This is a genomic window from Burkholderia sp. PvR073 (assembly GCF_054055695.1).
On sequence record NZ_JBSRXO010000015.1, the window covers coordinates 74,313 to 89,589 of the forward strand.

The window sequence follows — 15,277 nt, forward strand, 5'->3', positions numbered from 1 at the left end:
CATCCGAACGCGCGCTCAGGCCGCGCGATCGGCCGCACCGGACAACCTGCCGTCGCCAACGGACGGCGCGTCGAGAAAACCGTTTCGAATGAAGTTCGCCATTTCCTCGACCAGCGGCGTCGTGCCGGATGGCGGCAGATGCAAGGTCACGGCGAAATCCGGCAACGTGGGCAAACCCTGCGCCGGTCGCAGCATCTGCAGATCGGAGGGGACCGTCGACGCGAGCCATGCGGTCACCGCCATGTCCATCCGGACGGTCGCCTTCGTCGCCTCGATGTCGCCGTTTTCGAACACCGTCCGCCACGCGATCTCGTGCTGCATCAACGCGTCGAACAATGCCGGGCGGAACACGCACGCGTCGCTGACGATCGACACCGCCAGCGGCCGCTTCACGTGCGCGCTGCCTCCGACCGCGCCGACCCACGCGAGCGGCTCGATGCGCAGGCACTCCCCGCCGGGCTCGCTCGCCGGCTGCTCGATCACCGCGATATCGACTCTTCCATCGAGCAGCGCGGCCGACAGTTCGACCGACGCTAGGTTGACGAGCACGATCTCGACGTGCGGATAGTGGTGAGCAAACGCCTTGAAAATGCCGGCGAGATAGGTGCCGACCAGATCGGACGGCGCGCCGACGCGCAGCACGCCGGCAAATACCGGCTCGCTCATGTCGTCCCAGATGCGGTCGTTGAGCCGCACGAGCTGCTCCGCCCGCTCGAGCAGACGTTCGCCCGCGGCAGTGAGTTTCAGCCGCCCCTGCGACCGATCGAACAGCCGCTGGCCAAAGCACTCCTCGAGCCGCTTGATCTGCTGGCTGATCGCGCCCTGGGTCAGATGCAGCGCGTGCGCCGCCGCCGTCATGGTCGAACGACGCGAAACGGTGACAAAGGTGCGCAACAGACTCGTATCGAGATTGCGGGGCATGGGGGCAAATAGAGTATTAGCAACGCTAATAGGCTCATTATAAACATTCCATACCCTAGCTTGCGAAAGACTTTTAGAGTTTGTCAGGCACCCGATCCCATTCGCGCCAAGACGGATTCCAAAGCCGCCAGCTCTTCATACGAGGTTGTCCAACCATGTCCCAGACGCTGTTCTCCCTGATCGTGTTCGTCATCGTCGCCACCATCACGCCGGGCGGCGCGACCACGCTCGCGACGGCGTCGGGCACGCAGTTCGGGTTCAGGCGCAGCGTGCCGCTGCTCGGCGGCATCGCGCTCGGCCTCGCATCGCTCGCGGCCATCGCGGCGGCCGGGCTGGCCGGGCTGCTGCACGCGGTGCCGGCGCTGCAACTGATCATGAAAGTGCTGGGCTCCGCCTACCTTCTGTGGCTCGCGTGGAAAATCGCGTCGAGCGGCGCCCCCAAGAATCACGTGAATGCATCGCAAACGCCGACCAGCTTCATCGGTGGCGCGCTGCTGCTGTGGCTCAATCCGAAAGGATGGACGATGGCGCTCGGCGCGGCCGCGTCGTTCGCGGCGCTGACGCCCGACCCGATGCACCTCGCCGTGATACTCGGTATTGCATTCGGCATCGCAGCGATCTTCTCCCTCGTGCTGTGGTGTACGGCCGGCGTGCTGCTCGGCCGCACGCTGCGGACCGACCGTCATTGGCGCATCGCAAACGTTACGCTGGGACTCCTGCTCGCGCTTTCGATCGTGCCCATCTGGATCGACTGATCGTGCAGACATGCCGTACCGCATGAAAGAGGCGACGTGCGCGCAGCACACGAGATGCGCGTAGCCAACAAGAACAAACGGCGGTTCGTCGTACCGCGCCGTCGACAACGCTCGACTACACCACGATCGAGCGCTTCGCTGGAGATTCGATTCGACGCTTGACGGATCGTCTGCCGGCCGGACGCCGGCTGGGTCGTCGCCGTGCCTCGACGACGCAACCGGGTCTGCATGACGCACGTGCGAAGCATCCGTGCGTGCAGCCGGCGAAAGCATTCTTGAAGCACTTCAGGCGCCGGGGTCAGCGCGCTTTCCAAAACAACAAACACAACAGCATCCGGTCGGAACCGGGTGCATCACGTCGGTGGCACTCGAAGGGCTTCACGCTTCTTCCCCGACTGATTCAGCCAGTCGATATCGACACGCCGCGGAAACCTCCTAGATCACTGTGTTGCGCGAGGGCTCGAGCTTCCCGGCTCCATGCGCAGCGAACATGTCGTCCGCGCACGCGGCCTGGTCATCGACCGCGTGCGTTTGACACTACACGCTATTTGGAGATTGTTGTGGATGCATGGAGAGAAGACGTCATGACGACGTTGTCGCGCGCGCTGAGCTTCGACGATGTATTCGAAATCGTTGCCGCCCAGGCACGCGCGCTCGATTTTGAAATGTGCGCCTATGGCGCACGCGACCCCTTACCCGTGACCCGGCCCACGTTCCGTACACGCAATACCTATCCCGAATCCTGGCAACAGCGCTACCTCGAGGGAAATTATTTCGCACGCGACCCCGTCGTCCGTTACGGGCTGATCTATACGTCACCCCTTGTATGGCCCGTCGACGCACGTGCCGATGAACCATTCTGGGAAGAAGCGAAGGCGCATGGTGTTGCGCACGGCTGGTCCCAGCCCATCCGCGACAAACACGGGCGCATCGCGATGTGGAGCGTCGCGCGCAGCGCGGACCCCATTTCGGATCTGGAACTTGCCGCCACGGAAAGCCGGCTGATCTATCTGGCGCACGCCGCTCACGCGGTGAATTCGCGCCTGGTTGACGCGCCCGCGGCCGCGATGCAAATGGGCCCGTTCACCACGCGCGAAAAGGAAGTACTGAAATGGGCCGCTGACGGGAAGACCGCACTGGAAATCGCTTCCATTCTTTCGATATCGGAGCGAACCATCACCTTCCACATGCAGAACATCATGGAGAAACTTAACTCGGTCAACAAGACACAAGCCATCGTCAAGGCCGTGTTGCTCGGCATCATCTACTAATTACCGGCGGCGCGATTCGGTCTCCCGTATCGGTTGCCGTCACAACGGCATGCGTGCCTGAAGCGCGTACATGCACGCTGCAGGTCCAGCCGCATGCGGAACCCGTCCGCCGCCCCGGTGTCCGGCCTCATGCCGGCGCCGGCCATGCCGAACGCAGATGCACCGTGCTCCGCACACTGCCGCAGGCGCCTCGCGCCCCCGCATCGACGATTCGACCGGCCGTCAAAGCCCATGACGCACGTGATCGAGCAGCGCCTGCAGCGGATGGCGCACCTGCCGCGCGGACATGCGCTTCACCTGGCTGCGGCACGAATACCCGGTCGCCAGCACTTCGCCCTGCGCTTGCGGCGCATCGACATGCGCAGCCCACGATTGCGCATAGATCGTCTTCGATGTGTGCAGGTTGCGCGCCTCGTGCCCGTAGGTCCCCGACATCCCGCAGCATCCGGTCGCCTGCACCGCCAGGCGCAGCCCGCGACGCGCGAACACCTGCGCCCACTGCTTGCCGCTGTCCGGCGCGTTGGTCTTCTCGGTGCAATGCGGCAGCAGCCGGTACGCTGCCGCTGGATCGCCCGCGCCTGCGCCCGCGCCGACATCCGGCAGCGCGTGCAGCAGCCACTCCTGCGGCAGCGCGACCTTCGGCACGTCGGCCAGCCCCGTCACCTTCAGGTATTCCTGCCGATAGGTGAGCGTCATCGCCGGATCGAGGCCGACGAGTGCGACGCCCGAGCGCGCGAGCGCGGCCAGTTGCGTCGCGTTGCGAATCGCCGCCTTCTCGAACGCGCGAAGAAAGCCCTGCACATGCAGCGCCTTGCCGTTCGGCGCGAGCGGCGCCAGCCACACCTGGAAGCCGATGCGCGCGGCCAGCTCGATCAGCGTCGCCAGCTGCTCGGTGTCGAAATAGCGCGTGAACGTGTCCTGCACGATGACGACGCTGCGCATGCGCTGCGCGTCGCTCAGCGCGGCGAGCGCGTGCGGATCGGCCGGCCGCACGTTCCACTGCCGGATCACGGCCGCGAGATCGAAGCGGCTCAAGAGCGGGCTGTCGACCATGCCGACGTGCCGCTCGAGCAGCGTGCGCACCCAGCCGGCGCGCATCAGCCCGTTGTACAGCGCCGGCACGCGCGCCATCCACGGCATCGTGAATTCGAGCGAGCCGATCAGGTAGTCGCGCACCGGCCGCAGGTAGCGCTGGTGATACAGCTCGAGAAAGCGCGAGCGGAACTCGGGCACGTTGACCTTGACCGGGCACTGTCCCGCGCACGATTTGCACGCGAGGCAGCCGGCCATCGCGTCATACACCTCGTGCGAGAAGTCGGCTTCACCGTTGCGCGCGGCGCGGCTGTTGCGCCAGCGGGCCGCGAGACCGCGCAGGAACGGCTGCCGTGCACGCGCCGCCGCGACGACGTCGATGCCGGCCTGTCCTTGCAGGCGCAACCATTCGCGCATCAGCGACGCGCGCCCCTTCGGCGACTGCACCCGTTCGCGCGTCGCCTTCCACGACGGGCACATCGCGTCGTCCGGATCGAAGTTGTAGCACGCGCCGTTGCCGTTGCAGTGCATCGCCGTGCCGTAGCTCTGCCACACGCGCTCGTCGATCTGCCGGTCGTGGTCGCCGCGCGTGGGCACCTCGTCGATCTTCAGCAGCCGCAGCGTGTGGTCCGGCGGCGTCGCGATCTTGCCCGGGTTGAACTGGTTGTGCGGATCGAACGCGGCCTTCAGCTGCTGCAGCGACGGATACAGCTCGCCGAAGAACGCCGGCGCATATTCGGAGCGCACGCCCTTGCCGTGCTCTCCCCATAACAGGCCACCATGCCGCTGCGTGAGTTCGGCCACCGCGTCCGACACCGGCCGCACCAGTGCGGCCTGCTTCGGGTCCTTCATGTCGAGCGCCGGACGCACGTGCAGCACACCCGCGTCGACGTGGCCGAACATCCCGTACTGCAGCCCGTGGCCGTCGAGCAGCGCGCGGAATTCGGCGATGTACGCGGCCAGGTTCTCGGGCGGCACCGCGGTGTCCTCGACGAACGGCTGCGGGCGCGCCTCGCCCTGCACGTTGCCGAGCAGGCCGACCGCGCGCTTGCGCATCGCGTACACGCGCTTGACCGCATCGTCACCGGTCGCGAGCGTGTGGCCCAGGCGCTCCACGCTCGTGTCGGTGCGCAGATGCTCGACGAACGCACGCACGCGCGCATCGACGTCCTGCGCATCGTCGCCGCTGAATTCGATCAGGTTGATGCCGAGCGTCGGACGTGCTTCGTCCTGCGGGAAATACTCAGCCACGCTGCTCCACACGAAATCCTTCATCGCGAGCATCAGCACCTTCGAGTCGACCGTCTCGATCGACAGCGGCTTGAGCGCGAGCAGCGCACGCGCATCGCGCAACGCGTCCATGAAGCCGGCGTAGCGCACGTTCACCAGCACCGACACCTTCGGGATCGGCAGCACGTTCAGCTTCGCCTCGACGACGAAGCCGAGCGAGCCTTCGGCGCCGCACAGCACGCTGTTCAGGTTGAAGCGGCCGTCCGGTTCGCGCAGGTGCGCGAGATCGTAGCCGGTCAGGCAGCGATTGAGCTTCGGAAACTTCGCGTCGATCAGCGCGGCTTTTTCGTCGCTGATGCGGCGCGCGGTGCGATAGACCTTGCCGACCCGGTCCTGCCGCGCGCAGCGGCGTTCCAGCTCGTCGTCCGCGAGCGCGTCGCTGTGCAGCTGCTCGCCGCCCATCAGCACGAAGTCGAGCGCCAGCACGTGGTCGCGCGTCTTGCCGTACGTGCAGCTGCCTTGCCCGCTCGCATCGGTGTTGATCATCCCGCCGACCGTCGCGCGGTTCGACGTCGACAGCTCCGGCGCGAAAAAGAGGCCATGCGGCTTCAGCGCGGCATTGAGCTGGTCCTTGACGACGCCTGCCTGCACGCGCACCCAACGCTCATCGGCGTTGATTTCGAGGATCCGGTTCATGTTGCGCGACAGGTCCACGACCACGCCGTCGGTCAGCGACTGCCCGTTGGTGCCGGTGCCGCCGCCGCGCGCGGCCACCGCGACGTCGCGGTGCGCGGGGTCAGCCAGCAACCGCGCGAGGAGCCGCACGTCCTCCGCATGCGCGGGACAGATCACTGCCTGCGGCAGACGCTGGTAGATCGAGTTGTCGGTCGCCTGCACGGTCCGGTTCGCATGGTCCGCGCGGATTTCGCCGGCGAATCCGGCGGCCTGGAGGGCGGCGAGAAAGTCGCGGTAACGGGCCTCGGGCGGGCTGACGGGACGGGGCAACGGAGCGATCGACATGGGATGAAAGCGCGAGATGGATGAAGCCGGTGCGCTGTCTCGATCAGAAACATGAGTTTTGAGCAAGATTCCACGCAACACGGAAATCCAGTATCTTGCGAATCAGCGCGAGAAACAAACGAATTCTCCCCCGGCAAAACTTGCATAAAACTCATGAATTACCGTCGCCTGACCCCGTCCATGTCGCTGTTGCTGGTGTTCGAGGCCGCCGCGCGCCACGAAAGCTACACGCGCGCCGCCGACGAGCTGTCGTTGAGCCAGAGCGCGATCAGCCGGCAGGTGCAAACGCTCGAGGACCAGCTCGGCGTGCCGCTGTTCCGGCGTGAGGGCCGCTCCGTGAAGCTGACGGAAGTCGGGCGGCGCTACTTCGTCGAGCTGAGCGGCGCGCTCGGGCGCATCCGCGGCGCGACGCTGCAGGCGATGTCGCATCAGGCCGGCGCCGGCACGCTGCGGCTCGCGACCTTGCCGACCTTCGGCTCGAAATGGCTGCTGCCGCACCTGCACGACTTCTACGCCGCGCATCCGGGCGTGACCGTGCACCTGCATTCGCGGATCGGCGGCATCGACTTCCATACCGACGATCTCGACGCGGCCATCACCGTCGGCGCGGGCGACTGGCCCGGCCTGCACGCGCACCGGCTGTACAACGAGTTCCTGATCGCGATCGCGAGCCCCGATGCGGCCGGGCGCCGCAAGGCCGGCCCGCGCGCGCCGGCATGGGCGGTCGGGCAGACGCTGCTGGGCGTGACGAGCAATCAGCACGCGTGGGCGGAATGGTTCTCGCACTTCGGCCTCGATCATCGCGAGATGCGGATCGGCCCGAGCTTCGAGCTGACGTCGCACCTGATCCAGGCCGTGCGGGCCGGCATGGGAATCGGCCTCGTGCCGAAGGTGCTGGTCGAAGACGAACTGAGCCGCAACGAGCTCGTATCGATCGGCGACGCGATCACCAGCCAGCGCAGCTACTACCTCGTGTACCCGCCGGAAAACGACACGCTGCCGTCGCTGGTGGCGTTTCGGGAATGGCTGCTGAAATCGTGCTGACGCGCCGCCGGACGAACCGCGCGATCACGCGCGCCATTCATCGAGAATCTGCTCCGCCAGGTAGTCGCACGGCGGCCGCGCCGACTTGGCGCTGCGCGCCAGCACGACCTCGAGTTCGCCGAGCGGCGGCAGCCCGTGGCTTTCCGAAAGCTGCACGAGATGATCGGGAATGCAGCAGCGCGCGAGCGGCGCGACCGCGAGCCCGGCCTCGACCATGCTCAGTAGCCCGAGGTGGCTCGGGCTTTCGTAAGACATCCGGTACGGGATCTTCTGCCGGTTCAGCGCCTTGACCGCGTGATCGCGCGCCATGCTGCCGCCGTGCGTGAAGAACGCGACCGGCAGCGGCCGCTCTTCCCACACGTTACGCTTGGGTGAGCCGACCCAGACGAGCGGCTCCATCCGGATCAGCTCGCCGGTCACGCCCTTGATGCGCGTGAGGCACGCGAGGTCGACCGTGTTGTCCTTCAGCATCGGCACGAGCGCGCTGCTCGGCTGGCCGATCACGCGCACTTCGACGCGCGGATGCATCGCCGCGAACTTGCCGAGCACCTGCGGCAGCAGCGACGAGATGTAGTCGTCGGGCACGCCGATCGTCACGCGACCGCGGATCTCCGGCCGCACGACCGACGCCCACGCCTCGTCGCGCATCGCCAGCATCCGGCGGCCGTATTCGGCGAGCACGCGGCCGTCGTCGGTGGCCGTGACGTTGCGCGTGTCGCGGATGAACAGCGGCTTGCCGAGCGCATCCTCCAGCGCCTTGATCTGCATGCTCACCGCCGACGGCGACCGGTGCACGGCCTGCGCGCCCTGCGCGAACGATCCGGATTCCGCGACGGCCACCACCATCGCGAGCACATCGAGGTCGAGCTTTTTCATGTGGATTCAGAAAAACTGATTAATCGATTCAGTTTATCCCGTTTTACTGTCTGCCCCCATGGTCGGACAATGAATCCCGTCAGCACTCATTCGATGCAGGAAGCGAACAACATGCATACGTCCGGATCGCTCTACGGGTTTCTCGTCATTGGCGGCATGCTTGCGGTCACGCCGGGGCCGAACATGGTCTACGTGATGTCGCGCTCGATCGCGCAGGGGCGTGCGGCCGGGCTCATTTCGCTCGCCGGCGTGATGATCGGCTACCTGTTCTACATGTTCGGCGCGGCGTTCGGCATCACGACGCTGTTCATGAGCGTGCCGTATGCGGGCACGGTGCTCGGCGTGGTGGGCGCCGCCTATCTGCTCTACCTCGCATGGCAGGCCGTGCGGCCCGGCGGCCGTTCGCCGTTCGAGGTGCGGACGCTGCCGAACGAGCAGCCGCTGCGGCTGCTCGCGATGGGCGCGACCACCAGCGTGCTGAATCCGAAGCTCGCGATGCTGTTCGTGTCGCTGCTGCCGCAGTTCATCGACTACCGGCAGGGCAGCGTGTTCGGCCAGTCGCTGTTTCTCGGTTCGTTGTTGATCGCGGCGTTCGCTTCGGCAAACGGGCTGGTCGCGATCTGCTCGAGCAGCATCGCGAAGTACCTGCACGCTCGTCCGACGCTGCTGCTCGCGCAGCGCTGGGCGATGGGCGTCATCCTCGGCGGTCTCGGCGTGCAGATGGTCGTCGATGCATCGAAGATGGCGGGCGTGGCTTGATTCGGCAATCGCACTATCGAACGAATGCCGTTCAGCGCAGCGCGCGGAAACTCGCGCGCAGTTCTTCCGACAGCGCCTGAGGCTGTTCCCAGGCCGCAAAGTGGCCGCCCCTGGGCAAACGGTTGCAGTGGATCAGCCTCGGATACGTGTTCACCGTCCAACGTTTGGGCGCCGCGTATTGGCATACACGCTCCTGTTTGGCAGGTGATCTACATCCGCACTACTGATTGGTTTGCATCCGTGGGAACCATGCGCCAACGCGCCTGCTTCATGCGAGATAGCCGGAAATGCTGTCCCACAACAGTTTCACCGCGGTCACCGCCAGCAATCCGTAACAGATCCGGTAGATCAGGCGTTGATCCAGTTTGCCGTGAAGACGCCAGCCGGACATCACGCCGGCCGGAATGGCCAGCACGCACACGGCCATCAATGCCCAGACGTTCGCGGTCGGCCTCACGATCAGCATCCACGGCACCGCCTTGATCGCATTGCCCACGGTGAAGAACATGCTCGTCGTTCCGGCGTACATCTCCTTGCTGAGGCCGAGCGGCAGCAGATACATCGCGAGCGGCGGCCCGCCCGAATGCGCGACCATCGTCGTGACGCCCGACGCAAGGCCGGCCGTGACGGCCTTCGGCGACGAACGCGGACGAACCGTCAGTGCCGCGCCGCCCCTCACCCACAGGCCGACGAAGATCAGCGTGACCACTGCCATCAGAAGCTCGATGGCGCGATGGTCGAGGAAGCGGAATGCCAGATAGCCGAAGCCGATGCCGGTCACCAGCCCCGGCAGGAGCAGCACGAGGTCCGGCTTCGACCAGGTCGACGGCTTCCAGTAGCGCAGCGCGAACAGGTCCATTGCGATGAACAACGGCGCGAGCAGACCGCCGGCAGTCACCGGGTCCATCACGAGCGACAGCAGCGGAATACCGATGATCGCAAACCCGCCGCCAAACGCGCCGCGCATGAACGCGATCACGAACACGCCGGCGAACGCGATCAGGATCGTGGTCAGCGTCAACTCCGGGCCCATTGCGGCAGGCGCGGCCATCATGATTTTCTCGCCGGTTCGAACGGCGGAGTGGCGGACAGCCGCGAAGCGGGTCGCGCCCGCGTCGTCGCCGCACGGTGGATCAGGGCTGCATGCATGCTGCTTCTCCATTGGGTGTGCCGGGGCGATGCGGTGCGCAAGCGCACAGCAGGCCGCATGGGCCGCGCTGGCATGTCAGCCCCGGTACAATCGAGTTGATGAAAACAGAATGCACCGCCGCAACACTCAGTGCAATCAAAACATTGACCTCAGTGCAATAATCATTGCTATCGGTGCAATTCATGTCGAAATCCGAGTATCTGCAGTTGGCCGACGCGATCGCCGCTCAAATTGCGGACGGCACGCTCAGGCCGGGCGACCGTCTGCCTCCGCAGCGCCGTTTCGCCGACCAGCATGCAATCGCCGCATCGACGGCCGGCCGGGTCTACACGGAACTGTTACGCCGCGGGCTGGTGGTGGGCGAGGTCGGCCGGGGCACCTTCGTCTCGGGTGAGACGCGGCGCGGCGCGGCAGCACCGGGCGAGCCGCGCGGGGTGCGGATCGATCTCGAGTTCAATTACCCGACCGTTCCGGATCAGACCGCGTTGATCGCGAGAAGTCTGAGCGGATTGCACCGACCTGCGGAGCTCGACGCCGCGTTGCGCGAGGCGACGAGTACCGGAACCGCTGCCATCCGGAGCGTCGCCGCCGCGTATCTGGCGCAGCCCGGATGGTCGCCGTCGCCGGAACAGCTCGTATTTACCGGCAACGGGCGGCAAAGCGTCGCCGCGGCCGTTGCGGCGGTCGTGCCGACGGGCGGCCGCTGCGGCGTGGAGGCCCTGACCTATCCGTTCATCAAGGGCATCGCCGCCAAGCTGGGGATCACGCTGGTGCCGCTGGCGATGGACGAAGATGGCGTCCGGCCCGACGCCGTGCAAAAGGCACACCGAGAGGCCCGGCTCTCGGCGATCTACATTCAGCCGGCCATCCAGAATCCGCTGGGCACGACGATGAACGCCGCGCGCCGCGCCGATCTGCTACGCGTGCTCGACAAGCTCGACATTCCGGTCATCGAGGACAACGTGTATGGGTTTCTCGACGACGAGCCGCCGCTGGCCGCGCTCGCGCCGGACGCCTGCATCGTGATCGACAGCCTGTCCAAGAAGGTCACGCCCGGCCTGACCCTGGGCTTCATCGTGCCGCCGCCGCGGCTGCGCGAAAGCGTGATGGCCTCGGTGCGCTCGGGCGGATGGACCGCGTCGGGATTCGCGTTCGCGGCCGCGCAGCGCTTGATGCGCGATGGCACCGTGGCCGAGCTGGCGAGACTGAAGCGCATCGATGCGAGCGCGCGTCAGGCACTGGCGATCGAGCGTCTGGCGGGTTTCGATATCCGGACCAACGGCAAGTGCTATCACCTGTGGCTGACGTTGCCGGCGCACTGGCGTTCGCAGGCCCTCGTCGCGGCCGCGGCCAGGCGCGACATCGGGCTGACGCCGTCGACCACCTTCGCCGTGTCGGCCGGCCATGCGCCGAACGCGGTCAGGCTCGCGCTGGCGGCGCCGACCATGGATCAGCTCGATGCCGGCCTGCGCACGCTGACCGCGATGCTGAACGGCCGGGAGGACGATTTCGACCTGACCGAGTGAGCGGCGCGCGGAGGCGCCGGCTCGCGCGCCCGCCCGGCTCGGCATCCGGACAGAGATCGAACCGTCAACGCGAGCCGGCGCACATCACGCGGCAACCGCCTGCCGCCGCGCTTCGAGCTCGCGCACGAGCGGCAGCACGCGCTGGCCGAAATACTCGACTTCCTCGATGAAATGCAGGAACCCGGCGAGCACGAGATCGACGCCGATCGCCTTCAGCGCGACGATTCGCTCGGCGATCTGTTGCGGCGTGCCGATCAGGTTCGTGCGGAAGCCGTCGTTGTACTGCACGAGATCCTCGAACGTGGATTTCGCCCAGTTGCCCTCGCCTTCCGGCGATGCGCTGCCGGCCTGTTTCACTGCATCGCCGAACGCGTGCACGGCCTCGACGTGCGCGTGCCGGACGATGTCGTCGAGCACGGCTCGCGCCTCTTCCTCGGTGTCGCGCGCGATCACGAACGCATTGACGCCGATCCGCACGCGATGGTTGTTCGCCGCGGCCTTCGCGCGAATGTCGTCGATCTGCGCCTTCAGGTTCTCCGGCGTGTTGCCGTTCGTGAAGTACCAGTCCGACACGCTCGCCGCGTTGTCGCGCGCCGCACGCGAGCTGCCGCCCTGGAATATCTCCGGATGCGGCTTCTGCACGGGTTTCGGGCTCAGCGTGTAGTCGTTGAAGCGGTAGAAGTCGCCCTTGAACGTGAAGTTGTCCTGCGTCCAGATCCCCTTCAGCGCCTGGATGAACTCCTTCGAGCGCCGATAGCGTTCGTCGTGCTCGAGCCACGGCTCGCCGATCGCGGTGAATTCGCCCTTGAACCAGCCACTGACGACGTTGATCGCGACGCGTCCGTTCGAAATATGGTCGATCGTCGCGAGTTGCTTCGCGACCACGGCCGGATGCCACGGCCCCGGCAGGATCGCGGCGAGCACCTTGAGCTTCGTCGTCGCGTGCAGCAGCGCCTGGCTGAACGAGACCGATTCGTGCTGGTATTCGGCGCCGTAGCCGGCCGTGAAGCGGATCTGGCTCAGCGCGTAGTCGAAGCCGGCCGCCTCGGCCGTGCGCGCGAGCTTCTGGTTGTATTCGAGACTCCAGTCGGTACGCTGCTCGATCGTGCTGACGACGAGGCCGCCGCTGACGTTCGGCACCCAGTACGCGAATTTGACGCCGTCGGCCGAAGGTTCGTGAATGCTCATGAAAGGTCCTGATGGAAGGGGAAAACGGGTTATGCAGCCACGGCGGCCAGTGCGCGCGGTCGCAGTTGCGGCACCGCACGGTCCACCGCGAGCGCGATGCGGGCGCGCAGCGCGGGGTTCGCGATCTCGTAGCCGTCGAAATCGCTTTCGGCCGCGTACACGCCGATCGGCAGCGTGCGCGCCTGGAAGAAGCTGAACAGCGGCCGCAGTTGGTGATCGATCACGAGCGCGTGGCGCTCGCTGCCGCCGGTGGCCGCGAGCAGCACCGGCACATCGACCAGCGATTCGTGATGCACGAGGTCGAACAGGTGCTTGAAGAGGCCGGTGTACGACGCGCGATACACGGGGCTCGCGACGACGAGCGCATCGGCCGTCTCGATCGCGCGGATCAGTGCGTCGAGATCGGGTGGTACCTGCGCGCGCTTCAGCGCGCCGGCCAGCCGGTTGCCGATCTCGCCGAGTTCGATCAGCCGCGTGTCGATCGGCAACGCGTCGCCGAGCGCGGCAACGATCGCGTTCGTCAGGGCCAGCGTGCGTGACGGTCGTTGCAGCCCGCCCGACAGGGCGACTACGTTGAGGGTGTTGCTCATGCCATGCGTTCCCGTGGTCGAGCTGCGCGTTGTCGCGCCGATACGGTGCCAGGGTCGCAAGGAGCGTGCCATTGTCGACGGTTGGGCGATCGTCCGATCATCTGCATCACGAAGTTTTCCTCGATCGCCCGCCGCGTATGGGTTCCGCGGCCAATTGAGCAGCCGTGGCAAGCGTTCCAGGAAGCGCCTCACATCGATATTCCCCAGCGAGATGAACCGGCGGAAACAGCGTTGCTGATGCGCTGCTGCTCAATCAGCAGTTTTGCGCGCTGGGCTCGTCTGATCGCAGCGGTCAGGCACCGTCGCATCGAACACGATGACGTCGAATCCGCTGTCGCCGCAACGTGCTCGCGCGTCGCTGCATCCTGCGCAGCAATGCCGCTTTCGTTATCAGAAATCGATGCTTCCCGCGCGACGCAAAACACGGAACACTCTGCTGACCACGCAGCAACCGGACCACCGCGCCCGTCGGCGCGGGTCCGCCCGTTCGAACGACTCACGCCTTCATCGCCATGACCTCCCTGTTTGCCACGCCGCGTCCGGTCAATCTTCGTATCGTCACCGCTCAGCCGGACGAATCGCGCACGCGGTCGCGCGGCGCACCCGTTCTCGCCGGCTCGGCACATCACGCGCCGGATCGCGCCCGTGCACACGTGTTCGTCGATCCGCGTTCGCTCGCGCTGCTCGAACGCGTGCGGCGCGTCGCGCCGAGCGACGCGAACGTGCTGATCGCCGGCGAGACCGGCACCGGCAAGGAATTGATCGCGCGCCACGTGCACGACGTCAGCCATCGCGGCGACGGGCCGTTCGTCGCCGTGAACTGCGGCGCGCTCTCCGACACGCTCGTCGACAGCGAACTGTTCGGTCACGAGAAAGGCGCATTCACGGGCGCGGTCGGCGCGAAGCCCGGCTGGTTCGAAGCCGCGAACGGCGGCACGCTGTTTCTCGACGAGATCGGCGACCTGCCGCTGCCGATGCAGGTCAAGCTGCTGCGCGTGTTGCAGGAGCGCGAGGTCGTGCGGCTCGGCTCGCGTACGAGCATCCCGATCGACGTGCGCGTGGTGGCCGCGACCAACGTCGACCTGGAGCAGGCGGTGGCGGCCGGACGGTTTCGCGGCGACCTGTTCTACCGGCTCAATGTCGTGCGGCTCGACGTGCCGACGTTGCGCGAACGTCCCGGCGACATCCTGCCGCTCGCGCGCCACTTCCTCGACACATACCGCGGCCGCCTCGGCCACGGGCCGCGCAGCATCGATCCGCGCGCGGCGCGCCGGCTCGAAGCGCATCCGTGGCCCGGCAACATCCGCGAACTGGAGAACGTGATGCATCACGCGCTGCTGGTGAGCCGCCACGATGCGTTGCAGGACACCGACCTGAACCTGTCGTCGTCATGCGCACCGGCCGCGGCCGCAGGCGCGCGGGAAGCAGCGGGCCGTGTGCCCGCTCAGGAAGCGCTCGAACTGGCGCTGTGCGCGCTGTTCGACGACGCGCACGAGAACCTGTTCGAGCGTATCGAGGACACCGTGATCCGCGTGGCGTTCGACTTCAGCCACCGCAACCAGATCCAGGCCGCGAGACTGCTCGGCATCAGCCGCAATGTGCTGCGGGCGCGGCTGATTCGCGCGAAGGTGATCGCTGCCGTCAAGTAAGAGGAAGCGCGCGGCGACACGCAGTGCCGCGCTTTCGCGAGCGGCGAGTGCTCGTGCCGAGCCCGCGCCGCGATTCCCCTGCGTCGTCGACCGACGCAAGCGAGGCAGCGCGCGAAGCCGCCACGGCGAGCAGCGGTCAGCGAACCGAGCGGCGTCGGGCCGAGTCCCGATAACAAGCCAGCGAGCGGGCACGCGCCGCCCGAACCGCTTGTCGCGCCAATCTCCGGCCCGTTCCGCACGGCCGTGCGCGAAGCGCCGGCGAGGCT

At 66.6% G+C, this 15,277-nt stretch carries 12 protein-coding genes and 1 pseudogene; 6 read left to right on the forward strand and 7 right to left on the reverse strand.

Translation table 11 applies throughout. From position 1 onward, the window contains the following. Positions 1 to 15: 15 nt before the first annotated feature. Entirely contained in the window at positions 16 to 921 is a 906-nt protein-coding gene (locus tag ACVK00_RS31010; RefSeq protein WP_284901104.1) for a LysR family transcriptional regulator, read from the reverse strand. Positions 922 to 1,076: 155 nt separating this feature from the next. Between ACVK00_RS31010 and ACVK00_RS31015 the strand changes: the two genes are divergently transcribed. Further along, positions 1,077 to 1,676: a LysE family translocator gene (locus ACVK00_RS31015; protein ID WP_006756557.1), complete on the forward strand. Its 600-nt coding sequence runs from the start codon at positions 1,077 to 1,079 to the stop codon at positions 1,674 to 1,676. A gap of 584 nt (positions 1,677 to 2,260) precedes the next feature. Further along, positions 2,261 to 2,947, forward strand: a complete 687-nt coding sequence (locus ACVK00_RS31020) for an autoinducer binding domain-containing protein (protein WP_228910385.1) — start codon at positions 2,261 to 2,263, stop codon at positions 2,945 to 2,947. A 222-nt stretch (positions 2,948 to 3,169) separates the two neighbouring features. Here ACVK00_RS31020 and ydiJ read toward each other — a convergent pair whose 3' ends face one another. Beyond that, positions 3,170 to 6,229, reverse strand: a complete 3,060-nt coding sequence (ydiJ, locus tag ACVK00_RS31025; RefSeq protein WP_284901102.1) for a D-2-hydroxyglutarate dehydrogenase YdiJ — start codon at positions 6,227 to 6,229, stop codon at positions 3,170 to 3,172. Between the two features lie 153 nt (positions 6,230 to 6,382). On the opposite strand from ydiJ, the gene ACVK00_RS31030 reads away from it, so the two are divergent. Next, positions 6,383 to 7,273, forward strand: coding sequence for a LysR substrate-binding domain-containing protein (locus tag ACVK00_RS31030; protein WP_105830246.1), 891 nt, complete (start codon positions 6,383 to 6,385; stop codon positions 7,271 to 7,273). 24 nt (positions 7,274 to 7,297) lie between these two features. Here the strand turns inward: ACVK00_RS31030 and ACVK00_RS31035 are convergent, their stop codons facing one another. After that, positions 7,298 to 8,149, reverse strand: a complete 852-nt coding sequence (locus ACVK00_RS31035) for a LysR substrate-binding domain-containing protein (protein ID WP_228910388.1) — start codon at positions 8,147 to 8,149, stop codon at positions 7,298 to 7,300. A 111-nt stretch (positions 8,150 to 8,260) separates the two neighbouring features. On the opposite strand from ACVK00_RS31035, the gene ACVK00_RS31040 reads away from it, so the two are divergent. After that, positions 8,261 to 8,908: a LysE family translocator gene (locus ACVK00_RS31040; protein ID WP_228910389.1), complete on the forward strand. Its 648-nt coding sequence runs from the start codon at positions 8,261 to 8,263 to the stop codon at positions 8,906 to 8,908. A gap of 31 nt (positions 8,909 to 8,939) precedes the next feature. On the opposite strand, the pseudogene ACVK00_RS31045 reads toward ACVK00_RS31040, so the two are convergent. Together ACVK00_RS31045 and ACVK00_RS31050 are read right to left on the reverse strand one after the other, a co-directional pair. Continuing rightward, positions 8,940 to 9,086 (reverse strand): annotated as a pseudogene (locus ACVK00_RS31045) (epoxide hydrolase); the annotation flags it as partial. A gap of 90 nt (positions 9,087 to 9,176) precedes the next feature. Continuing rightward, entirely contained in the window at positions 9,177 to 9,962 is a 786-nt protein-coding gene (locus tag ACVK00_RS31050; protein ID WP_284901098.1) for a sulfite exporter TauE/SafE family protein, read from the reverse strand. A gap of 278 nt (positions 9,963 to 10,240) precedes the next feature. On the opposite strand from ACVK00_RS31050, the gene ACVK00_RS31055 reads away from it, so the two are divergent. Next, a complete protein-coding gene (locus ACVK00_RS31055; protein ID WP_284901096.1) occupies positions 10,241 to 11,584 on the forward strand; it encodes an aminotransferase-like domain-containing protein in 1,344 nt (447 codons plus the stop codon). Between the two features lie 84 nt (positions 11,585 to 11,668). On the opposite strand, the gene sfnG is transcribed toward ACVK00_RS31055, so the two are convergent. Next, the gene (gene sfnG, locus ACVK00_RS31060) at positions 11,669 to 12,772 is read right to left on the reverse strand and encodes a dimethylsulfone monooxygenase SfnG (protein ID WP_284901095.1); all 1,104 of its coding nucleotides are present in this window, start codon (positions 12,770 to 12,772) and stop codon (positions 11,669 to 11,671) included. Between the two features lie 29 nt (positions 12,773 to 12,801). Further along, positions 12,802 to 13,362, reverse strand: a complete 561-nt coding sequence (msuE, locus tag ACVK00_RS31065; RefSeq protein WP_284901094.1) for an FMN reductase — start codon at positions 13,360 to 13,362, stop codon at positions 12,802 to 12,804. A 512-nt stretch (positions 13,363 to 13,874) separates the two neighbouring features. Here msuE and ACVK00_RS31070 point away from each other — a divergent pair. After that, positions 13,875 to 15,011 (forward strand): sigma-54 interaction domain-containing protein, encoded by a 1,137-nt coding sequence (locus ACVK00_RS31070; RefSeq protein WP_284901092.1) that lies wholly within the window; start codon positions 13,875 to 13,877, stop codon positions 15,009 to 15,011. Positions 15,012 to 15,277 lie beyond the last annotated feature (266 nt).